Here is a 20861-nt window from a genome sequence, read left to right as displayed (position 1 = left end):
CACTCACGAGGGGTGACTTGCGCTGATTGGCGGAACACTGCTACTCATCAGTAGGTATGCGAGCCGACAGCGTTGAAACGCGAGCGGTCGTGCGCCAACCACCCGCTCGGGTGTGGGAGGTGATCAGCGACCCGGAACTGTACCCACGCTATGTCCGTGGGTTGAGCTGGTGTGAGCGTTTGACGCCACACCCGGGCCGCGGCGCGCGTTATCTGGTGCGTACGGACCATGAGGACGAGGTCGAGCTGCTGATCTTCCGCCGCGACGAGCACCTCGTGTGGTCCAGCGTGAAGCGGCAGACGCACCGGCTGTCGATCAGGCTCCGGCACACCGACAAGGGCGGCACCGAGATCGGCGTGCTGCTGTCGCTGGCGTCCGACGACCAGAACGTGACGGCGCTGCGGCGCAGGATCGACGACGCACTCGCCCGCCTGAGTGATCACCTCGACGGCGTTCCCGCCACGCTGCCGCCGGCGCCCCGCGATCCCGCGTCCGCTCGCGGATCGACCCTCAGCATCGCGAAAACCCTGGTCAAGGCCGGTGTGCTGCGCCCGGCCCGGCCTGATCGGACGGTACGTCAGCTCGCGTCACTGGCCAGGTGGGGCGCGACGATCGTCGGCGGCTACCAGGCATCCGCGGCACGTGGACCGCACGAACTCGCCTACCGCGACGAGCGGAGATCGCACACGTTCGCCGAAGTGGACGAGCGGACCAACCGGCTGGCCAACGCCCTGTCCCGGTACCGGGTGACGGCCGGATCGCGGGTCGCGCTGATGTGCCGTAACCACGGTGCGATGCTGGAGGCGTTCATCGCGTGCGGCAAGCTCGGCGCCGAAGTCGTGCTGATGAACACGGGCCTGGCCGCCAACCAGGTCGCCGAGGTCGTCCGCAACCACGACCCGGTCCTGTTGCTGGCCGACGACGAGTTCGCCGGCCTGGCCACGTATCTGCCGCCGGAGTTGCCGCGCGTGCGGACCTGGCCGGAGGAAACCGGTTCCGGCCCGACGACCGAGGACCTGATCGCCGGCGCGCCGGCGGACAGGCTCACGCCGCCCAAGCGGCCCGGCCGGATCGTGGTGCTGACGTCCGGCACCTCCGGACCGCCCAAGGGTGCTCGCAGGCCGACGCCACGCGGCCTCGCCGACGCCGCCGCGGTGCTGTCCCGGATTCCGTTGCGGGCCGAGGAGAAGATGCTCATCGCCGCGCCGCTGTTCCACACGTGGGGCCTGGCCGCGATGCAACTCGGCATGCCGCTGCGGGCAAGTCTGGTGCTGCAACGCCGTTTCGACCCGGAAGCCGCACTCCAGGCGATCCACGAGCACCGCTGCACGTCGATGTTCGCGGTGCCGATCATGTTGCAGCGCATGCTTGATCTGCCGGACCACGTGCGATCCCGTTACGACACGTCGTCATTGCGGGTCGTGGCGAGCAGCGGTTCGGCGCTGCCGGGACGACTGGTCGAGCAGTTCATGAACACGTTCGGAGACGTGCTCTACAACCTGTACGGCTCCACCGAAGTGTCGTGGGCGACCATCGCCGACCCGACGGACCTACGGGCCGCACGCACGACGGCCGGGTTGCCGCCCAACGGCACACGCATCGGGATCCTGGACAGGGACGGGCATCCCGCTCCGCCCGGCGCGGTCGGGCGGATCTTCGTCGGCAACGACATGCTGTTCGACGGCTACACCAACGGTGCGAACCTCGCATTGCGACACTCCCTGATGGACACGGGGGACCGCGGTTATCTGGACGCTGACGGGCGTTTGTTCGTCGCGGGCCGGGACGACGAGATGATCGTGTCCGGCGGCGAGAACGTCTTCCCGCGACCGGTCGAGGACGCGTTGACCGCACTCCCCCAGGTTCACGAGGCCGCGGTGGTCGGCGTGCCGGACAACGAGTACGGGCAACGGCTTGCCGCGTACATCGTGCTGCGCCCAGGCGCACGCCTGGACGCGGAAACCGTGCAGGCCTACGTACATCAGCGGCTGGCCCGGTTCGCCGTTCCCCGGGACGTGGTGTTCGTGGAAGCCCTGCCGCGCAACGCGACCGGCAAGGTGCTCAAGCGGATGCTGGAGGACGGCCACTGGTGAACGGCCGGTCCGCGATCTCCTGCGCCCAGGCGTAAACCTCGGCCGGGTCGCCGAGCGTGGCGGGCAGGCCAGCGGGCACCAGATGCCCGGACACCGCTCGGAGCAGGTCGTAGAGCCCCAGGTTCGCCCAGTCCCACAGCATGCTGTCGATGTTGTAGGCCTTCATCAGCGGCGCGATCCGCAGCCGGATCTCCGCGATCTCACCGAAGTCGAACCCCGCCTTGCGGAGCCGTTCGTCGGTGGCGTCCGCCGTCTCGTCGCTGATCTTGGTGTCCAGGAACGGTTCGAGCAGGTTGCCCCAGGCGTCCAGGCGACGGTCGAAGGCGATGTCGTTGCGCCGGCAGAACTGTTCCAGTTCCTGCCGTTGACCGGCGGGCACGAACAGCGTTTCGCCCAGTACGGTCCGGATCTCCGGCGGGGCGAGCTTCCAGTTGACGCCGCGGATCTGCGCGGCCGTCAGCGTGCCGTGCGGGTGCACGGACGCGCCACGGAACTCGTAGCGCAGGAACCGGATGTGGTCATCGGCGATGGTGACGTCCATGCCCCTCATCGTGGCCTGTCCTGTTGACCATTGACGTATTGGTCTAGTCCACCTACCGTGAAGGACGTTCGACCCAACCGCCGGCCAGGCGCGGGCTCAGCGGTTCCCTGCTGGGTGCGGTGCGGCGACGCACCGCGTCACCTACGGAGAACGCATGTCCAGAAGGCTCCTCGCTTTCGCCAGCGCCCTGGTCACGGCAGTCGCGGTCGTGACCGTCCCGCCGGCCTCGACGCCCACGGCAGCGGCCGCCCCGAACGGCAACGTCCTCGGCTATTTCGCCCAATGGGGTGTCTACCAGCGCAATTACCACGTGAAGAACATCCACACGAGCGGTTCGGCCGCGAAGCTGACGCACATCAACTACGCGTTCGGCAACGTGACCAACGGCCAGTGCGTCCTCGGCGACACGTACGCCGACTACGACAGGTTCTACGATGCCGCGTCCAGTGTGGACGGTACGTCGGACACGTGGGACGCGGGCGCGTTGCGCGGAAACTTCAACCAGCTGCGCAAGCTGAAGAAGATGTACCCGCAGATCAAGGTGCTGTTCTCGTTCGGCGGCTGGACCTGGTCCGGTGGCTTCGGCCAGGCCGCGCAGAACCCCACGGCCTTCGCGAACTCCTGCTACAACCTGGTCAACGACCCGCGCTGGGCGGGCGTGTTCGACGGCATCGACATCGACTGGGAGTACCCCAACGCGTGCGGGCTGACCTGTGACACCAGCGGGCCCGAGGCGTTGACCCGGCTCGCCCAGGCCCTGCGCGGCCGTTTCGGTTCGCAGCTGGTGACCGCGGCGATCACGGCGGACGCGTCAGCGGGCGGCAAGATCGACAAGGCGAACTACGCCTCAGCCGCGCAGTACTTCAACTGGTACAACGTGATGACGTACGACTTCTTCGGCGCGTGGGCCGCCACCGGCCCGACCGCCCCGCACTCGCCGCTGACGCCGTACACCGGGATTCCCCAGGCCGGATTCACCACAGCCGAGGCCATCGCGAAGTTGAAGGCCAAGGGCATACCGGCGAGCAAGCTCTGGGTCGGCATCGGGTTCTACGGCCGTGGCTGGACCGGCGTCACGCAGACCGCTCCCGGCGGCACCGCGACCGGTGCGGCACCCGGAACGTACGAGGCCGGAATCGAGGACTACAAGGTCCTCAAAACCCGGTGTCCCGCCACCGGAACTGTCGCCGGGACGGCGTACGCCAAGTGCGGCTCGCAATGGTGGAGCTACGACACCCCGTCGACGATCGCCGGGAAGATGGGCTGGGCCAAGAGCCAGGGCCTGGGCGGCTCCTTCTTCTGGGAGCTGTCCGGCGACACGGCAACCGGTGAACTGATCACCGTGATGAAGAACGGCTGACCGGGGAAGGAAAGCAGGGGCGCGGCCTCTCCAGCCGCGCCCCTGGCCCGTTTCGGTAATGTCGAAGAGTGTTACGCATCCTGCTGGCGATGTTGGTCCTGACCGGCTGCATGGCGGAATCACCCCCGCGGCAGCCACCGACGACTACCGGGCCGTACACACCTACCGTGACCCCGGCGACGGAGCAACCACCACCTCCGCCGGAGGAATGGCTCGAGGTCGAGGTCGACTCGGGCGGCCGCCGGATCCAGTCAACCAGCGGTCAGCAGGTGAAGTTGTTCCGTCACTGGCGCCGGGCCACCACCATGTACGTGGTCTTCCAGAACGTCGGCGACGAACAGATCACCTCACCCAAAATCAAGTTCGAACTCCAGCAGCGAGAACCGGATCCCAGGACCGGCACGGAACTGGCGACCCACTTCACCGGGGCGACCGGCGAAGGCTGGAAATGCACCGGCTCCCTGGGGACAAGGACCTGTACCAGCAAGGCGACCGTCGCGCCCGGTGAGGCGATGCCGACCATCGAACTCGGGATCAAGACGGTCAACGACACATACACGCGCACGCATTTCACCGCCGCTTACGGCGATCTGCTCTATGAGGCCATCGTTTTCTACGACACCTCCGTCTAGGGCCCTACCGCCTCATCGATCCGTTGCCCGAGCACGTCAGCGTGCCCGTGCATGTGCAGCAGCACGAAAAAATGACCGGGCGGCACCAGGCCGCCCGGTCGGGAAAAGAACTCTCAGGCCGCGGCGCTGGCCGCCGCGCACAGCCGACGGACCGTGGCGATGACCGCGTAGGCCGAGGGAAGCATCTGGTGCCGCCGAGGCTCGTTGATCCAGCGCCAGCCCCCGTCGCCGGATTCGGTCGGAACGACCGTGTACGCGCCCGCCCCCGCGTGCCGCACGTCGTGTTCTTGCAGGCCGTCCACGATGTCCCCACGAATCATGGTCGCCGCCTGGGTCAGGAAGGTCCACCGCCCGCCGTCCGGGTGGGCGATCACCGGCCCCGCCAGCATGGCGATGCCGAGCTGCTGGTGCACCTGATCCGCCAGGCCGGCAGGCATGGTGATCGCGTCGAGCACCTGACCGAGGGCCACGGCCAGCTGACGCTGACCGACCTGGACGGCCACCGGCCAGCCGAAGGTTTCCTCATAGTGGGCCCGTGCCGCGGCCAGATCCCGCAGCCAGGCCGGAGCCGGTTGTGTCATCGTTGTCATCACGGTTCCCCTACCCCGTTGTTCGCCTGTTACTCCATCCGAGCGATCCCCGAGCTCGGTGTCCCCATCGTACGTCACCAAACGTGACGCTGGACACAGGGTTTGCCCCCTAACCAGAGATTAGGGGGCAAACGGCGAACAAGCTGCTGAATTACGAGGTCAGCGGCTATCATCCGGGAACTTCGGCGACACGCCGGACGCGGCGCTCCGTGAATACGCCGAACAGCAGTCCAATTCCGGCCCACAGGATCAGCTGGGTGCCGAGGGACGCGATCCGGAAGTCCCAGAGCAGGCTCGCCGGGAACCCGGGCGGCACCTCGTTGATGCTCGGCAGGACCACCGCGATCACGGCCATCACCACGACGTAACCCAGCGCGCCGGCCAGCGCGGAGTTCCAGTTGCCGAGGCGCGGCGCGAGCCTGCGGGCCAGCACCGCGGCCATGGTCGCGGCCACCACCGAGATCAACACCATCACGAAGTACCAAGTGGTCCGTTCGTCGATGGTCTCGCCTTGGCCGACCGCCGGTGGATTGGCCGGGTACTTCAGGAACGGCACCAGGAAGACGGTCAGGAACGCGCCGGCTCCCAGGACAGCGGCGGTCGCGCGAGCGCTGAGGGTGCCGATCCGTCCGTACGCGAAGGCGAACGCCAGAGCGAACAGCCCGCCGAAGGCCAGACCGTACGCGCCTGTCGCCACCGCCAGCCCGAGCGTGCTCTGCACACCGCGGCTGACCACTTCCCCTGCGTCGCCATGATCATGGCCGGCCGTCGATTCCTCGACGGCGATGGCGTTGTCGACCTGCGGCTCACCGAACACCGAGGCGAAGACAAAGGCGAGCACGGCCGCGAGCAGTCCGGCGGCCATGCCCCGGACCAGAAGGTTTCCTGTTCTCACGGCGAGCTCAGTGGCACGGGAAACCGAGCAGATGACGGCCGTCGTGCACGAATTCGTGGATCATGCTGTCCGCGCCTTGCGCGCTGCCGACGAAATACAGCAGTACGAGTGACAGGATGGCGGTGAACGCCGCCCACGGCAGGATCTCGCGAACGGGAATACGAATGGGAACTGGTACGGGTGCTGCTGCGCTAGTCACAGTGTGACCTCCTCGGGCTGACGCGACCCAATGGGGTTTCGGATGGAACAGCCGGAGTGTCTGACTCACGGGCTGCGAGCCCGCTTACAGTGGCGCGACCGTGCCGGGTTCTCACCGGCTTACTCCGACGATGGCCACAGGAACGTAGGCAGGAGCCGCACACTGTGTCAACGCTGGAAGACCCTGCTCACCCGAATGCCTCGACGCGCGTCGTGCTGGTCAGTCACGCCGCCACGCGCGCGACGCGGGCCGCCGCTTTTCCCGGTGACGAACCGGTGGAACGACCGGATGACATCGTCCCCGTGGAATTTGGGCGGTTCACCCGATTCCACACCGGTCCGGAATCGCGCTGCCGACAGACCGCGGCCGCGTTCGGCTGGCCGGCCACGGTCGACGATGCCCTGGCCGATCTGGACTTCGGCGACTGGCGCGGTCGTGCCCTCGACGAGGTCACCGACTTCTCGTGGCTGGCTGATCCCGACGCGGCGCCTCACGGCGGCGAGTCCGTGCGGGACGTTCTCGATCGGGTCGGCGAGTGGCTGAAGGGCCTGCGAGGAACCGGTGAACGTGTCGCCGCGGTGACCCATCCCGCGGTCGTTCGCGCGGCGGTCGTGCACGTGTTGAACGCGCCCGCGCAGTCGTTCTGGCGCATCGACGTCACTCCCCTGTCGGTCACGCGCCTGTCGAACTCGGGGCCGAACTGGACCTTGCGGGAAACCGGCCACGCGGTTAATCAATAACCAACCCTAGCCCACATGCTGGTCAAGGATTTACCATCGGGGCGGTCGCCTACCCAGCGGGGGTTCGCCGTGGACAGCATCGCGTTCCGTGTGCTCGGTCCCCTGGAGGTGACCGTCGGCGGACGAGCGGTCCCGCTGGGCGGCCGTAAGCCGAGGATGCTGCTGGCCACGTTGTTGCTGGAACCGAACACCACCGTCGCGGTCGACACCTTGGTCGACGTGCTCTGGCCCAGTTCGCCGCCCCGGTCGGCCGTCGCCAACGTCCGCACGTACGCCCATGCCCTGCGGGCCGGGATCGGCGACCGGGTCCGCACGCGGCCAGGCGGCTACCAGGTCACCGTCAGCCCGGACGAGCTCGACATGACCACCTTCGAAGCCAAGGCACGGCAAGGCGAACTGGCCGAGGCCAGCGCGTTGTGGCGCGGCCGGGCCCTGGCCGACCTGCCCCGCAGCCCGGCGTGGGAGCCGACGCTGGCCCGGCTGGAGGAGCTCCGGTTGTCGGTGCTCGAACGGAGTCCGGACGTCTCCATCCCCGAACTGCGTGGCCTGCTCGCCGAGTACCCGTTGCGCGAGGAACTCTGGCGGCAGCTCGTGCAGGCGTTGCACCGCGACGGACGGACCGCCGAAGCATTACACGCGTACCGCGAAGCCGAACGGGTGCTGGCCGAGGAACTGGGCACCCGGCCGGGCCCGGAGCTGCGCGGAGCGCGTGACGAGATCCGGACCGGCGTTTTCCCGGTCTGCCAGCTGCCGATGGACATCCCGGACTTCACCGGCAGGCTGGAGACCGTCGCCGAGGTCGAGCGGCATCTCGGCAGGCGGCCGTCCGCCGTGGTGCTGACCGGGGCGGCCGGCACCGGGAAGTCCACTCTGGCCGTCCATATCGGACATCGTGTCGAGCGGTCCTTTTCGGATGGCCAGGTGCACGTCGTACTGGGCGACCAGGATCCGGCCGAGGTGCTGGAGTACCTGTTGAGGGCCCTGGGCGTCCAGGACGTTCCGGAAAGCCTTGCCGAACGCGCGGCGCGGTACCGCTCGGTGCTCGCACGCCGGGAGCTGTTGGTAGTACTGGACAACGCGGCCGACGCCAGCCAGGTCGCGCCCTTGCTGCCGGGGTCCGGGCGCTCCGCCGCGCTGATCACCAGCAGGACGTGGCTGCCCGAACTGCACGGCGCCACGCACGTCCACGTCGACGCGTTGACCGACCGGGATGCCCGCGAGCTGCTGGCCCGCGTGGCCGGTCACGACCGCGTCGCCGCGGAACCCCGTCGGGCCGGGGAAATCCTGCGGGCCTGCGGCAATCTGCCACTGGCGATCCGGGTGGCCGGCGCCAAGCTCGCGGCCCGCCCGTCGGTCCCGTTGCGGGTCGCGGCCGAGCGGCTGGCCGACGAACGGGGCAGACTCGATGAGCTGACGACCGGAAGCCTGACCGTCCGGACGAGCGTCACCGACAGCTACCTCCGGTTGTCCACGGCGGCGGCCCGGGCGTTCCGGTTCGCCGGGATGCTCGGCCCGGTCTCGTTCCCCGGCTGGGCCGTCGCGGCGCTGCTCGGCCGGGCGAACGCGGACGACGTTCTCGACACGTTGGTGAACGCCAACCTCCTTGCCGTCTCAGTGGATCCGACCGGCACGTCTCGTTATCGGATGCCGGATCTGTTCCGGTGTTACGCGACCGAACGACTGTCCGGCGAATCCCGGCACGCCCTGCGCGCCGCCGCCCGCCGCGTGCTGGACGGTTACCTCGCGCGGGCAACACATGCGGCAACACGCATTCCTGTGTCGTACTTCGGCGTCCTGCCTCGCTTCGGCCATGTCGTCACCGGCCCTGACGATCCGGTCGCGTGGTTCGACGCCGAACTGCCGTCCATCACGGCCATCCTGCAAGTGGCCGAGGACCTGGAAATGGCGGACCACGCCTGGCGGATACCGGCCGTGACCGCGCCCTATTTCGACCTGCGCGGCAGGCACGACGAGTGGCGGCGTTCGCACGACATCGCGCTGCGTGGCGCCCGGCAGGCAGGCGACCGGCACGGCGAGGCGATCGTGCTGCGCAACCAGGGGCAGGTCGCGCTCTACCAGGACCGATACGCCGACGCGGAAGCGGCCACCCGGGAATCGTTGCGCCTGTTCACCGAGGAGAATGATTACAGTGGCGTAGGAATCGCCCACGCGGGCATCGGCACGACGTCCCGGATCCACGGCGACTACGCCGGCGCGTTGCGCCACCACCGGCACGCCCTGCGGATCTTCGTCCGCACCGGCCAGCCGCACTTCGAGGCAGCCGCCCGGACCGCGATCGGCACGGCTCTGCTTGCCCAGCAAAGACTTCCCGCGGCCGAACGGTGGCTGACCGGCGCACGGGAACTGTCCGCCCGGATCGGTGACCGGCACCGCGAAGCACACGCGCTGCAACGGCTGGCCGGGCTGCGGGAACCGGCGCAGGCACTCAGTCACTTGACTGAAGCCACCGAGTTGTTCCAGATGCTGGGAGACGAGCACTGCGTGGCGTACGCGCGCCAGAACACTGGGGAGTTGTTCCTGCGTACCGGCGATCACGCCAAGGCAAGGGATCTGCTGACCGAGTCGCTGGACGCGCATCTGCGCAGCGGTGATCGCCGCTCGGCCGCCGCCGTGACGATGCTGCTCGGCCGGCTCGAGTACTGAGTGGACCCGGTGCGTGCGAGCGGTGGGCGCGCCAGTATCGTGGGTAGTTCGAGAATTTGACGAAGTCCGCACCGGGCAAGGAGATTAGGCCACCCGGGTGATAGCCCACCGGTGATCAACAGTATCTTGTGCCAGCATGGGTGGTGTTGAAGAAGTCAAGAGCAGTATCGCCATGGCCAACGAGAAGTCGCACGCCGGAATCGCCGCGATCATGCAAGCCGCACAACAGCTCGACGAGGCGCGCATGACCCTGGTCAACGCCACACAGGGCAGCACCCACGCCGACGTCAACCAGGCACAGGGCCTGCTCGCCGAGGCCTTGCAGACGCTGGCGAACGCACAGTCGGCGATCCAGGCCAGCATCTCCTCCGCCGAGGGATACGCGAGCCGGCTTTGACCATTTCGGAGTTGGCCGGTGCGCTGCGTGAGGTGACCCTCACCCTGGAACGGGCTCGATCGACCGCGACGAACGCCGTTCCGTTACTGGCCGAATCCAGAGCCACGCTGACGGCCGCCAGCAAAGACACGAACGGGTACGAACCAGTCGAACTCGATTTCGCGATGGCACAGTTGACCACGGCCGGGGAGCTGATCTCCCTGGCCCGGCAAGCCCTCCTGGACTACTTGTTGAGGCTGTGATGTTGGGCAAAGGCGAACGCCGGCAGCGAGCACAGGACGCGCTCGACGAGTTGCGCAAGGCACTGAGGCTCGCGCTCGGCGCCGCCGTGGCCATTCTGCGCAACGCGCAGACCAGGAAGGACCAGCTCGAGTTCGAGCAGTCGGTGACGCGGCTCGGGCTGGCCAAGGCCCGGGTCGACCTGGAGATCATCGAGGCGCGCCAACGGCCTGAACTGGCTGTGACCTGGGACAAGGTGATCGCCGAACGCGACGAGCTCTACGCGGGCTGGCACGACGGCCCGGACCGGCTGCGTGCGCTCGTGGCCGGCGCGGCGCCCGGATCGGCGGGTTCGCCGTGGCAGGACTGGCTGGGCAGGACGGGCCACGACGCGGGCGGCGAGGCTCCGGCGATGTGGCGGGTCGGCACGGCCGTGGTCGAGGAAGCGCCGCGGGAGGACGAGTTCCCGGTGGCGGTGCCGTTACTCGACCGGGCGCACCTGCGGGTGAACTCGGTACCGGACAGCCGGTCCGTTGTGGACTCGTTGGTCGAGACGTTGCTGCTCCGGCTGATGAGCTACTTCCGGCCCGGCCTTGTCAAGGTCCATCTGTGGGACATCGGGCACTTGACCGGTTCACTGCCCAACCTGCAACCGTTGACCTCAGCCGGTTTACTCACCGTTCATGATCCGACCCGGCTGGACGACCTGCTGGCCGATCTGGCCGGGCACATCCGCCGGGTGCACGCCAAGGCGATGCGCGAGGGCGAGACGTCCCTGCGGTCGGTGTGCGTGGCCAAGGGCGAACGGGTCGAGCCGTGGCGCGTCGTGGTGCTGTTCGGCAACGGTGAGCGCCTGCCGGACGAGCAACAACGCGAACTGCAACGTGTCGCCCGGACCGGGATCGACGCGGGCGTGAGCCTGATCTGCGTCGACGTGCCGCTGTCGGCGAACAGTCCACTCGAGACGATCGCGTTCACCGATCCCCGGCACGCCACCACGAGCATGACCGGCCCTGGCGTGAGGTTCCGCCCGGACGACGCGCCGGACGGCAGTCTGGCCAGCCGGGCGGCCGCCGCGATCGCCGCGGACCTGATCGCTCGCCGGGGCAAACCCCGTACCTTCGAGGATTTACTGCCGCCGGAGTTCGGCACGCTGTCGTCCAAGGACGAACTGCGTGCCCCGGTCGGGTTCGCCGACGGCGTCCCGGTCGAGGTGGTGATCGGCGACGCCACACCGCACGCGCTGATCGCCGGGCCGAGTGGTTCGGGCAAGACGAACTTCCTGTACGCGATGCTGGGCGGGCTGGCCGCGCGGTACGGCCCCGGCGAGCTCGAACTGTACCTTTTGGACTTCAAGGAAGGCGTCTCGTTCGCCGGGCTGGCGCCGGGACGCAAGGACCCGAGCTGGCTGCCGCAGGCGCGGCTGGTGGGCGTGAATGTCAACACCGACCGCGAGTTCGGCCTGGCCCTGCTGCGGTTCCTGACCGAGGAGCTGGCGCGGCGGGCCGAGGCGGCCAAGCGGCAGGAGGTCACCAAGCTCGCCGAGCTGCGCGAGGCCGACCCGGACGGGCACTGGCCACGGATCGTCGCGGTGATCGACGAGTTCCAGGCGTTGTTCGGCGGCCGGGACCGGATCACCCAGCAGGCCACGGTGCTGCTGGAGGACGTGGCCAGGCGCGGCCGTTCCCAGGGCATCCACCTGGTGCTGGCCAGCCAGGACATCGCCGGCATCGAGGCGTTCTGGGGCAAACCGGCGGTGTTCGAGCAGTGCACGCTGCGCATCGCGATGCCGAAGGCCAAGCGGGTGCTCTCCGAGACCAACAACGCGGCGTTCACTCTGCCGCGCTGGCACGCCGTGATCAACCATGATTCCGGTGTGGCACACGGAAACCAGGTCGCGCACATCCCGGACGCGTCCGCGAGGGGCACGTTCGACAAGCTTCAGCAGCGCCTGTGGTCGGCCGGGAACTGGCCGGCGCCAACGCTGTTCGACGGCGCGCACCAGCCGTTGCTCGCCGAGGCAGCGGATTTCGCCGACCCGGCGGGACCGTTGCTCGGCCAGATCATCGACGTGGGCTGCCGTGCCGCGACGATGGCACTGGACGCGGTGCCCGGCCGCAACCTCGCGGTGATCGGCACGGCGACGGCCGACGCTCTGTCCATTATGGAAAGCATGACGTTCTCCCTGGCCCGCAAGCACTCCCCGGGTTCGGTCGATTTCAGCATCTGGTGCTCGGTGCCCGCCTTGCGGGAACGGGTCACCCGGCTGGCGAAGATCCTCAGGGCGATCGGGCACTCGGTGGACCACCGGACGGACGAGGAGATCGCGAAACTGGTGCCGTCGTCCGGCGAACGGCCGCGGTACATCATGTTCTTCGCGGTGGACGCGGCCCACCAATGGCTGGAACGCAAGCAACCACCGGCCATGCGCAGCGGACTGGACGACCTGCGGGCGTTGCTGAAGAACGGGCCGGCCAACCACGTGCACACCTTCGGCTGGTGGCGCGGCGTCGGGCGGCTGAAGGACACCCTCGGCTTCGGCGGCACCGACGACATCGGCGCGTGGGTGGCTCTGGACGTGCAGGGCCAGGAACTGAGCGCGCTCGCGGCGGGCCAGATCATCGACTGGGCGCCCAGGCCGAGGCGGGCGATCTACTTCGACAAGTCGACCCACAGCTCACCCGACGTGATCATCCCCTTCGACACGGTGGATCCCGCATGACACACCAGGACCCGGTGGCCCAGTACAAGGAGATCCTCGACCTGACCCGCCAGGCGGCGCAGAAGCTGGCCGAGCGCGAGCGCCGCCGCCGGGTCGAGCTGGTCACGGAGATAGCGGCGGCCGAAAAGGAGATCAAGTCGGCGGCGGCGCAGGAAGAGCAGGTCCGCAAGGAGATCACCGCCTGGTGGCGCCAGGTCACCGCCCGGCTCGCCGGGCTGACCTGGATCACCCCGGGCAGGCCCCCCGAACCGGACCCGGCAGGCAGGCCCGACCGCCTGGACGACTACCTAGCCGAGATCGAACCGGCGACGAACACCTTCACAGCGGCCCTCCGCAAGGCAGTCTGGCCGAAAAAGCCCCGCTAACCCACGCCGTGTCCACCTTTCCGACACCCTGAAATGCACTTTCCAGCACCCCGAGTTCCACCTTCCAGCACCCCAAGTCACACGTTCCAGCACCCCGAGTCCCACCTTCCAGCACCCCGAGTCCCACNTCCAGCACCCCGAGTCACACGTTCCAGCACCCCGAGTTCCACCTTCCAGCACCCCGAGTCCCACGTTCCAGCACCCCGAGTTCCACCTTCCAGCACCCCGAGTCACACGTTCCAGCACCGCGAGTTCGCCGTTGGTGCCCTCGCGGCCCAGAGGTGGGTCACGAGGCGGGGCCAACCGCGGCTGAGGACACGCCCGGCACCGTGCAACACCCGGTGCCGGAACGTGCATTTCGAGGTGCCGGAACGTGCAACACCAGGTGCCGGAACGTGCATCTCGGGGTGCCGGAGTGGTGGACACGGGGTGCTGGAGTGGTGGACGCGGCCGTTAGGTGTCGGAGACTGTGCCTTTTTGTGCGTTGTCCGCTTCGACCTGGTCGCGGATGTGGTCCAGGGTCGCGTCCAGTGCCTGGTCGATCTCGTCATCCGAGGCGTGTGGCTGCGCGGTGTGCAGCTCTATGTCCACAATGGTCCGGTCCTGGTCGGCCTTGATGTCCAGCACGCCGGAGTAGTCGCTGCCCGGCGCGCCCCACTGGATGCGGCGGGCGGTGCGGTCGACGCGGAACCACGCCTCACCTTCCTCCTTCTCGCCGTGGACCTCGGCGACGACGTCCACCCGGTCGCCACCGGCCGGTTTGGCCGAGGTCATCTGGTCGAAGTACTTCGGCAGGTTGTCGACCTTGGCGAGGTACTCGAAGACGCGGTCCTCACCGGCGTGCAGTGTGCGCGAGCGACGAAACGTTGGCATGGCTACTGCATACCCGCCAGCCAGGTGGGTAATCGGCTGACGCCAGGTCCATTCCGCCATGGAGGTAACCGTGAACGTCGTCGACCTGATCATGGACGACCACCGCGAGGTCGAGCGGTTGTTCGATGAACTGAAGAATCACCCGGACAAACGCCCGTTGCTCACCCCCGTGCTCTGTTCGCTGCTGGTCGCGCACAGCCGGGCGGAGGAAGCGGAGGTCTATCCGGTCGCCAAGCAGGAGGCGGGCGAGACCGACGAAGTGGAACACAGCCAGCACGAGCACGCCGAGGCCGAGCAACTGCTCGCCCGGCTCGCCAAGGCCAACCCGACGTCGCCGCAGTACGACGAACTGCTGAAGAAGGTTACCGAGGCGGTGACCCACCACGTCGAGGAGGAAGAGTCGACCGTCCTGCCGAAGATGCGCGAGCGCCTGGACGACTCACGCCTCTCGCAGCTGGGCAAGGCCTTCGCCGCCAGCAGGGCGCGGCACCTCGGCGAACAGCCGGGCGAGGCCACCAAACAGGAGCTGCTCCAGCAGGCACGCAACGCGGGCATCAGCGGCGTGTCCGGCATGAACAGGGACGAACTGACGAAGGCACTGCAGTCGCAGTCCTGAAGGGGAACACGTGACTTCCGAGTACGACTCTCCCACACCACCACACGACACCGGGGAACCCGATCCGGTGGAGCGCGATCCGGCCGCCCTGTCGGCTGCCGAGGACCTCGACGAGGACCGCTTGCGCGTCGACCCGCTCGAAGCCGGGATGGACCCGCCCGAGCGCTGGTCAGGCGCGGACAAGTACGGGACGACTCCCTACGAGCAGGCTCATCCTCGGCCTTTCGGCGAACGGCTGGAGGAAGAAGAGCCGGACGCGCAGCCGGAACGACCGTCCCCGCTGGACGACGAGGTGGCGCGGGAGGCTTCCGACCGTGGCCAGCTCGCGGACGAGGCAGGCGGCTCGATGGCGGCAGAGCAACGCACGCCGCCGCGCCAGGCGGAATGATGGTTCGGGGGAAGGCCCACGCGGCCTTCCCCCGTTCGTCACCGGCTCAGGCGCAGGGTCAGCACCTGGAACGGCCGCAGTGACACCGGAATGCCGTCCGGCGTGACCTCGGCGTCCGCCAGGGGGCGTTCCAGCAGGTCCGTGGGCTTGGCCGCGGACACGGGGAAACTCGTCTTCACAACCGCCTTCGCGCGGCCTCCGAGCGCTTCGTACAGGCGCACGATCACGTCACCGGACTGATCGTCGGCGAGTTTCACGGCCTCAACCGTCACCGCGTCGCTGTCCACAGTGATCAAAGGTTCCGGCGCGCGTCCGCCTCGCACGGAACGCACCGGAAGGTTCAACGCATATCCCTCGGCGACAGCGTCCGAAACAGACGCACCCGGCAGCAGCGAGTACGTCATCACGTGTTTGCCCTGATCGGCGTACGGGTCGGGGCAGCGCGGCGCACGGACCAGGCTCAGACGCACAGTCGTGGTCGTCGTACCGTCCTCATTGGAGGAACGACCGATGTCGTGGCCGTACGTCGAGTCGTTCAGGACGGCGACGCCGTAACCGGGCTCGGCGACGTGGACCCAGCGGTGGGCGTAGATCTCGAACCGGGCCGCGTCCCAGCTGGTGTTGGTGTGCGTCGGCCGGTGGACGTGCCCGAACTGGATCTCCGCCGCCGACCGGTCGGCGTGCACGTCCACCGGGAACGCGGCCTTGAGGATCTTCTCGGACTCGTGCCAGTCGATCTCGGTCCGCACGTCGATCCGGCGGCTGCCGGCCCGCACGCTGATCACCTGGGTGATCCGGGACGACCCGAACGACCGGACGACCTCGATCGCGCCTTCGGCACCGGTGCTCACCACCGAGATCGAGTCCACTTCGGTTAGTTCGGTGTGCCTGCGGCGGTAGTGGGCGTCGATGTCCCACGCGTCCCAGTAGTTCGGCAGATCCGGGTGCAGCTGGAGCAGATTGCCCGGTCCGGCAAGCACCTCACGTCCTTCGGCCAGATCCACAACGGACGAGAACAGGCCGTTGTCGTCCAGCTCGACGCGGACCAAGCCGTTGTCCAGCAAGCGATCGGACACGGTCACCGGCACGGCGTCCGCACTGGACAGCACAGCGGCGCCGGACGCGGGCACGGAAGTCAGCACGCCGTCGACAATCTCGGTCCGGGCGCGCGGGCTGGTGTTGAAGACCACGGCCTGATCGCCGGAACCGGCCAACGATTCCAGGGCGGCGTGCGTGATCGCGGTGAGTTCGGCGGCCACGGCCGCGTACTTCGCCTCCGCCTCCTTGTGCACCCACGCGATCGAGCTGCCCGGCAGGATGTCGTGGAACTGGTGCAGGAGCACGACTTTCCACAACCGGTCGAACGCTTCGTACGGGTAGTCGTAGGCACCCGCGATCGCGGCGGTCGCGGCCCACAGCTCGGCTTCCCGGAGCAAGTGCTCGCTCCGTCGATTGCCCGCCTTGGTCCGGGCCTGGCTGGTGTAGGTGGCGCGGTGCAGTTCCAGGTACATCTCGCCGGACCAGACCGGCGCGTCGGGGTACTCCGCGTGTGCCTTCTCGAAGAACTCGCCGGGCTTCTCGATCACGACCTTCGCCGTGCCTTCGAGGTCCTTCAGCCGGCGGGCGCGTTCGAGCATCTCCCTGGTCGGGCCGCCACCGCCGTCGCCGTACCCGAACGGCACGAGCGACGTGGTGCCGCGCCCTTTCTCCAGGTAGTTCGAGACGGCGTACGCCATCTCCTTACCGGAGAACTCCGAGTTGTACGTGTCCACCGGCGGCAGATGCGTGAACACCCGCGTGCCGTCGATGCCTTCCCACCAGAAGGTGTGGTGTGGCATCTTGTTCGTCTGGTTCCATGACATCTTCTGCGTCAGGAACCACTTCGCCCCGGCCAGCCGGGCCAGCTGCGGGAAGGCCGCGGTGTAGCCGAAGGAGTCGGGCAGCCAGACCTCCTCGCACTCGTAGCCGAACTCGTCGAGGAAGAACCGCTTGCCGTGCACCAGTTGCCGGGCCAGCGCCTCGCCGCCGGGCAGGTTGGCGTCCGACTCGACCCACATGCCGCCGACCGGCGCCCACTGGCCGGACTTCACGGCCGCGGCGATCCGTTCGAAGATGACCGGTTGATGTTCCTTGATCCACGCGTACTGCTGCGCCTGCGAGCACGCGAAGACGAACTCCGGGTACTCCTGCGCCAACGCGGTGACGGTCGCGAAGGTGCGTGCGGTCTTGCGGATCGTCTCGCGCTGCGGCCAGAGCCACGCACTGTCGATGTGCGCGTGCCCGACTGCCGACAGCTTGTGCGCACTGGCGTGCGCGGGTCGCGACAGCACCTCGGTCAGTTCCGCACGTGCGTCCGCCGCCGTGCCGGAAATGTCCGCCACGTCGATCGCGTCCAGAGCGCGTTCCAGGGCACGCAGGATCTCGTGCCGCCGCGGGTCCGATGTGGACAGCTCGACCATCAGCTGGCTGAGCACCTCGACGTCCATCTGGAGCTGCCACACGTCCTCGTCGAGGAGTTTGACGTCGGCGGCCGCGAAGACGTACTGCGGTTCCTTGCCCGCGGTCTGCTTGTCCCCCATCTGTGTCGGCTGCATGCCGTTGGCGAGCACATCCGGGTTCGCGGCCGCCTCGATCAGCAGGCCGACCAGGTCACCTGTGATCGGCACGTGGTTGTTGCGCGGGGCGATCCCCTTGATCGGGCGGCCGTCCAGGTCGTGCGCGAGCCCTTCGGCCTGGAAGCCCGCCTGCGTCCCGGTGAAGCCGAGGTCGATCACGGCTTCGACGCGCTTGCCGTGCCATTCCTGGGGAACCGCGCCGCGGATCCGGAACCAGCTGGTGGACCAGGGCGCACCCCAGCGCTGTCCCACGGTGAACGGCTCGTAGTCCGCGGCGAGCGCCTCGGCGACCGGCACGGGCTCGTCGGGCACGTGCCAGACTTCGATCTCCAGTGGGTAGGACCCGGCGTACTTGGCGGGCGCGATGCGAGTGGTGAGCATCCGTGCCAGCCGGTCCTCGACCTGCCGCCGATCGTCGTGCACAGGTGACCTCCAGGAAGACGGGGTTCCCGGCCGACGGTATACCAAGGTTTCCGCTCTGGGCAGACTCTTGCCGGACGAGCGGCCGTCCTGTCATTTCCTGTCATTCCGCCCAGGGCAACGGGCGCCGGTCGTCCGAGCCGGGCAGGGTCACGGACCCGCCGACGGGCATGCACACCAACGCTTCGACCGGCCCGTCGGCGACCCTCACCTGCCGCGTCTCACCGGCCGGCAGGATGGCGGTCTCGCCCGCGCGGACAAGGTTCGCCGAACCATCCACAACGAACTCGACAGCACCGTCCAGTAGGACCCAGACCTGCTCGCGGTCGACGGCGTGCACCGGGCCCTGCGCACCGGGCCGCATGCTCACCCGCCACGTGCTCTGTTCCTTGCTGCCCAGGCTCGGCGTGGCCAGGCTGGCCATGGCGGCGTTCGGCGTTTCGACGGTCCGGGCGGTGGTCACGACGATCATCTCGGCTCCTAAGTCAAGTAGCTTTACTCGTCTGCGAGTAAAGCTACTTGACTCGAATGTGTCAAGATGGAGGCGTGACTGAGGACCCCTTGGCCAGGACCGAGCTGACGTTCCTGCTCGGCATGGGTTTCCAGCTGGTGCTCCGCGAGTTCGTCACGCGCATGGACGCCGCCGGTTACCAGGACCTGCGGCCGATCCACGGCGCGGTGTTCCAGGCGCTGAAGTCGTCGGGCGCGACCGGGACGGAGCTGGCCGACCGCCTCGGCGTGACCAAACAAGCAGCCGGGCAGATCGTGGACGAGCTCGAAGAGAAGGGCTACGTCACCCGTGAGCCGCACCCCGAAGGCGGCAGACGCAAGCTGGTCGTGCTGACCGGCAAGGCCTTCCGGCATCTGACGGTGGCCGGGCGAATCCTGCACGCCCTGGAAGCGGAGCTGGCCGAACAGGTCGACTTCGCCGGCCTGCGCGTCGAGCTGACCAAGCTGATCCGGACCATGGCAGGCCAGGACATCCCAGCCCTACGCCCCTCCTGGTAACCGCCCACAACCTCGTGAGTGTTTATCAGGGTTAGAACGCCGATAAACACTCACGAGGGCAAGGTGACCACATCGGCCAGGACGACATCGGGTTCGGTCAAGCGGGACCGTGCCGGGCTGTCGTACACGACCAGCAGCTCGTTGTCCGGCAGCAAGGCGATGCCCTCGGCGTGGTCGTCGCCCTCGCCGTACGGCAGGTCGAGCACGCGCTCCAGCTCTTCCCGGTGCACGACGTCGGAGGCCCGGAGGTCGGCGGCGCCGCGCCAGCGGTAGACGCGGACGGGGCCGTCGAGGTCCATCGACGGGCCCGCGAGGATCAGCAGGTCGTCGCCCTGCACGCACAGGTCCCGCACGCCGAGGCCGTCGATGTCGATGAAGTGCTTGACGTACCGGCCACCGTCGACCTTGTCCAGCTTGAGCTCGTTGCCGTCGGCACGCGGCGCGAGCTGGAGGATCACCGCCCAGCCTCGCAACACCGGCCCGCGCAGGCCGAGGAACACGCGCTCCTCCCCCGGCTCACCGGCCGCGGCGATGCCCTCGATGTCCAAGCCGTTGTCCTTGCCCGGAATGGCGAGGAACGGCGCCAGGTGGTCGTCGTCCTCCAGCAGGTCGATCAGGCCGGGCCTGCCCAGCGCGGCACTGCGGTGGCCGTCGCAGGTCTCGGAGACCGGTTCGTCGTTCTCGATCGCCAGCCGTGCGAGGACCCGGCGTGACGGTTCGGCACTCACGCTGGCCAGCCGCTTGGCGGACTTGGCGTCCGAGTGGTCACGCTTGAGCTTCTTGCGCTTGGAGCTGTGCGAACCGACCGCCCAGAGGTACGGTCCCACGCGCGCGAGGCCCTCGACGTCGACCTCTTCGTGCGCCTCCCCGGGCAGCTTGATCACGGCGGGCAGCGGGAACGTCACGTGTTCGGCGTACTCGGTGGGCCGGCCGATCTCGTCGGCGGTCAGCCGTTCGACGGTCGCGGTCTCGTCGCCGGCGATCCACAGGTAACGCCCGTCACTGCGGACCGCGGACAGGTTGACGTGCGTGAGTGCCTCGACGGCGCCGGTGTCGAACCGGAGCCGGACCTGGCGATTGACGACGGTCATGTGCCCCCCTTGTCGCTGGAAGCCGTCAAGGCTGCGCGTCGACGATGAAGAGCGGACCGCCTTCACGGTAGCGACGCGCACGTGCTTCCGCCCGTTTTAGCACGCGCCTGCGGATCAACGCCCGTGTCGGCGGGAACAAAAGGGCGATCGCGACGACATCGCTCACGAATCCGGGCAGCACGACGAGGAACCCGGCGGCCGCGATGAGCACGCCGTCGATCATCTCGCCCTGCGGCGGCTGTCCGGACCGGACCTTGCTCTGGAACGCCGTCAGCGCGCGCATCCCCTCGCGGCGCAGCAGCACGGCACCGATCACGGTGGCCGCGACCACCAGCAGAATCGTCGGCAGCACGCCGATCGCCGAGCCGATCACCACGAGCACGGTGAGCTCGACCGCCATCGCCAGCAACAAGAGGATCAGAACGGGCATACC

Annotated in this window: 21 protein-coding genes; 12 read left to right on the top strand and 9 right to left on the bottom strand. The window is 68.3% G+C overall.

All coding sequences use genetic code 11. The features are described from left to right. Positions 1 to 56: 56 nt before the first annotated feature. Complete coding sequence (locus GC106_RS00980) at positions 57 to 2093, top strand: AMP-binding protein (protein ID WP_173123331.1); 2037 nt, start codon at positions 57 to 59, stop codon at positions 2091 to 2093. On the opposite strand, the gene GC106_RS00975 is transcribed toward GC106_RS00980, so the two are convergent. Continuing rightward, complete coding sequence (locus tag GC106_RS00975) at positions 2062 to 2634, bottom strand: hypothetical protein (protein WP_173123329.1); 573 nt, start codon at positions 2632 to 2634, stop codon at positions 2062 to 2064. The genes GC106_RS00980 and GC106_RS00975 overlap by 32 nt on opposite strands. 154 nt (positions 2635 to 2788) lie before the next feature. Here GC106_RS00975 and GC106_RS00970 point away from each other — a divergent pair, with 154 nt between their 5' ends. Both GC106_RS00970 and GC106_RS00965 read left to right on the top strand, forming a co-directional pair. After that, positions 2789 to 3994: a glycoside hydrolase family 18 protein gene (locus tag GC106_RS00970; protein WP_173123327.1), complete on the top strand. Its 1206-nt coding sequence runs from the start codon at positions 2789 to 2791 to the stop codon at positions 3992 to 3994. 167 nt (positions 3995 to 4161) lie between these two features. Beyond that, the gene (locus GC106_RS00965; RefSeq protein WP_173123325.1) at positions 4162 to 4626 is read left to right on the top strand and encodes a hypothetical protein; all 465 of its coding nucleotides are present in this window, start codon (positions 4162 to 4164) and stop codon (positions 4624 to 4626) included. 113 nt (positions 4627 to 4739) lie between these two features. Here the strand turns inward: GC106_RS00965 and GC106_RS00960 are convergent, their stop codons facing one another. From GC106_RS00960 to GC106_RS00950, 3 genes are all read right to left on the bottom strand, one after another. Then, entirely contained in the window at positions 4740 to 5216 is a 477-nt protein-coding gene (locus GC106_RS00960) for a hypothetical protein (protein ID WP_173123323.1), read from the bottom strand. A 169-nt stretch (positions 5217 to 5385) separates the two neighbouring features. Further along, a complete protein-coding gene (locus GC106_RS00955) occupies positions 5386 to 6111 on the bottom strand; it encodes a CbtA family protein (RefSeq protein WP_173123321.1) in 726 nt (241 codons plus the stop codon). Positions 6112 to 6118: 7 nt separating this feature from the next. Next, on the bottom strand, positions 6119 to 6310 hold the full coding sequence (locus tag GC106_RS00950; protein WP_173123319.1) for a CbtB domain-containing protein: 192 nt from the start codon (positions 6308 to 6310) through the stop codon (positions 6119 to 6121). Between the two features lie 164 nt (positions 6311 to 6474). Here GC106_RS00950 and GC106_RS00945 point away from each other — a divergent pair, with 164 nt between their 5' ends. The 6 genes from GC106_RS00945 (at position 6475) to GC106_RS00920 (ending at position 13417) form a co-directional block, all read left to right on the top strand. Continuing rightward, complete coding sequence (locus GC106_RS00945) at positions 6475 to 7050, top strand: histidine phosphatase family protein (RefSeq protein WP_217279917.1); 576 nt, start codon at positions 6475 to 6477, stop codon at positions 7048 to 7050. 69 nt (positions 7051 to 7119) lie between these two features. Beyond that, complete coding sequence (locus GC106_RS00940; RefSeq protein WP_173123317.1) at positions 7120 to 9714, top strand: AfsR/SARP family transcriptional regulator; 2595 nt, start codon at positions 7120 to 7122, stop codon at positions 9712 to 9714. A gap of 136 nt (positions 9715 to 9850) precedes the next feature. Further along, positions 9851 to 10111 (top strand): hypothetical protein, encoded by a 261-nt coding sequence (locus GC106_RS00935; RefSeq protein ID WP_173123315.1) that lies wholly within the window; start codon positions 9851 to 9853, stop codon positions 10109 to 10111. Further along, positions 10108 to 10353 (top strand): hypothetical protein, encoded by a 246-nt coding sequence (locus GC106_RS00930; RefSeq protein ID WP_173123313.1) that lies wholly within the window; start codon positions 10108 to 10110, stop codon positions 10351 to 10353. Before GC106_RS00935 ends, GC106_RS00930 begins: the two co-directional genes overlap by 4 nt. Next, complete coding sequence (locus GC106_RS00925; protein WP_173123311.1) at positions 10353 to 13052, top strand: FtsK/SpoIIIE domain-containing protein; 2700 nt, start codon at positions 10353 to 10355, stop codon at positions 13050 to 13052. The genes GC106_RS00930 and GC106_RS00925 overlap by 1 nt, the downstream gene beginning before the upstream one ends. Next, positions 13049 to 13417 carry a hypothetical protein gene (locus GC106_RS00920; RefSeq protein ID WP_173123309.1) on the top strand — a complete coding sequence of 123 codons (369 nt, stop codon included), beginning with the start codon at positions 13049 to 13051 and terminating at the stop codon, positions 13415 to 13417. Before GC106_RS00925 ends, GC106_RS00920 begins: the two co-directional genes overlap by 4 nt. 453 nt (positions 13418 to 13870) lie before the next feature. Here the strand turns inward: GC106_RS00920 and GC106_RS00915 are convergent, their stop codons facing one another. Continuing rightward, positions 13871 to 14290 (bottom strand): SRPBCC family protein, encoded by a 420-nt coding sequence (locus GC106_RS00915; protein WP_173123307.1) that lies wholly within the window; start codon positions 14288 to 14290, stop codon positions 13871 to 13873. 70 nt (positions 14291 to 14360) lie between these two features. Here GC106_RS00915 and GC106_RS00910 point away from each other — a divergent pair, with 70 nt between their 5' ends. Further along, positions 14361 to 14906, top strand: a complete 546-nt coding sequence (locus GC106_RS00910; RefSeq protein ID WP_312872335.1) for a hemerythrin domain-containing protein — start codon at positions 14361 to 14363, stop codon at positions 14904 to 14906. Positions 14907 to 14916: 10 nt separating this feature from the next. After that, positions 14917 to 15294 (top strand): hypothetical protein, encoded by a 378-nt coding sequence (locus tag GC106_RS00905; RefSeq protein ID WP_173123303.1) that lies wholly within the window; start codon positions 14917 to 14919, stop codon positions 15292 to 15294. A 38-nt stretch (positions 15295 to 15332) separates the two neighbouring features. On the opposite strand, the gene GC106_RS00900 is transcribed toward GC106_RS00905, so the two are convergent. Next, positions 15333 to 18332: an alpha-mannosidase gene (locus GC106_RS00900; RefSeq protein ID WP_173123301.1), complete on the bottom strand. Its 3000-nt coding sequence runs from the start codon at positions 18330 to 18332 to the stop codon at positions 15333 to 15335. Positions 18333 to 18432: 100 nt separating this feature from the next. Continuing rightward, a complete protein-coding gene (locus tag GC106_RS00895; RefSeq protein ID WP_173123299.1) occupies positions 18433 to 18801 on the bottom strand; it encodes a cupin domain-containing protein in 369 nt (122 codons plus the stop codon). Between the two features lie 74 nt (positions 18802 to 18875). Between GC106_RS00895 and GC106_RS00890 the strand changes: the two genes are divergently transcribed. Next, a complete protein-coding gene (locus GC106_RS00890) occupies positions 18876 to 19337 on the top strand; it encodes a MarR family winged helix-turn-helix transcriptional regulator (RefSeq protein ID WP_217279916.1) in 462 nt (153 codons plus the stop codon). A 50-nt stretch (positions 19338 to 19387) separates the two neighbouring features. On the opposite strand, the gene GC106_RS00885 is transcribed toward GC106_RS00890, so the two are convergent. Beyond that, positions 19388 to 20428 carry a DUF3616 domain-containing protein gene (locus tag GC106_RS00885; protein WP_173123297.1) on the bottom strand — a complete coding sequence of 347 codons (1041 nt, stop codon included), beginning with the start codon at positions 20426 to 20428 and terminating at the stop codon, positions 19388 to 19390. Positions 20429 to 20453: 25 nt separating this feature from the next. Then, a complete protein-coding gene (locus GC106_RS00880; RefSeq protein WP_173123295.1) occupies positions 20454 to 20858 on the bottom strand; it encodes an FxsA family protein in 405 nt (134 codons plus the stop codon). Positions 20859 to 20861: the final 3 nt, after the last annotated feature.

This window comes from Kibdelosporangium persicum (assembly GCF_013280595.1).
Taxonomy (GTDB): Bacteria; Actinomycetota; Actinomycetes; order Mycobacteriales; family Pseudonocardiaceae; genus Kibdelosporangium; species Kibdelosporangium persicum.
Note: the sequence above shows the minus strand (reverse complement) of the source record. Positions and strands in the feature narration are given on the sequence as shown.

Coding starts and splice junctions, on each gene's coding strand:
- GC106_RS00885 (WP_173123297.1), bottom strand. CDS start 20,428: ATGACCGTCGTCAATCGCCAGGTCCGGCTCCGGTTCGACACCGGCGCC.
- GC106_RS00915 (WP_173123307.1), bottom strand. CDS start 14,290: ATGCCAACGTTTCGTCGCTCGCGCACACTGCACGCCGGTGAGGACCGC.
- GC106_RS00970 (WP_173123327.1), top strand. CDS start 2,789: ATGTCCAGAAGGCTCCTCGCTTTCGCCAGCGCCCTGGTCACGGCAGTC.
- GC106_RS00975 (WP_173123329.1), bottom strand. CDS start 2,634: ATGGACGTCACCATCGCCGATGACCACATCCGGTTCCTGCGCTACGAG.
- GC106_RS00960 (WP_173123323.1), bottom strand. CDS start 5,216: ATGACAACGATGACACAACCGGCTCCGGCCTGGCTGCGGGATCTGGCC.
- GC106_RS00980 (WP_173123331.1), top strand. CDS start 57: ATGCGAGCCGACAGCGTTGAAACGCGAGCGGTCGTGCGCCAACCACCC.
- GC106_RS00920 (WP_173123309.1), top strand. CDS start 13,049: ATGACACACCAGGACCCGGTGGCCCAGTACAAGGAGATCCTCGACCTG.
- GC106_RS00925 (WP_173123311.1), top strand. CDS start 10,353: ATGTTGGGCAAAGGCGAACGCCGGCAGCGAGCACAGGACGCGCTCGAC.
- GC106_RS00880 (WP_173123295.1), bottom strand. CDS start 20,858: ATGCCCGTTCTGATCCTCTTGTTGCTGGCGATGGCGGTCGAGCTCACC.
- GC106_RS00935 (WP_173123315.1), top strand. CDS start 9,851: ATGGGTGGTGTTGAAGAAGTCAAGAGCAGTATCGCCATGGCCAACGAG.
- GC106_RS00895 (WP_173123299.1), bottom strand. CDS start 18,801: ATGATCGTCGTGACCACCGCCCGGACCGTCGAAACGCCGAACGCCGCC.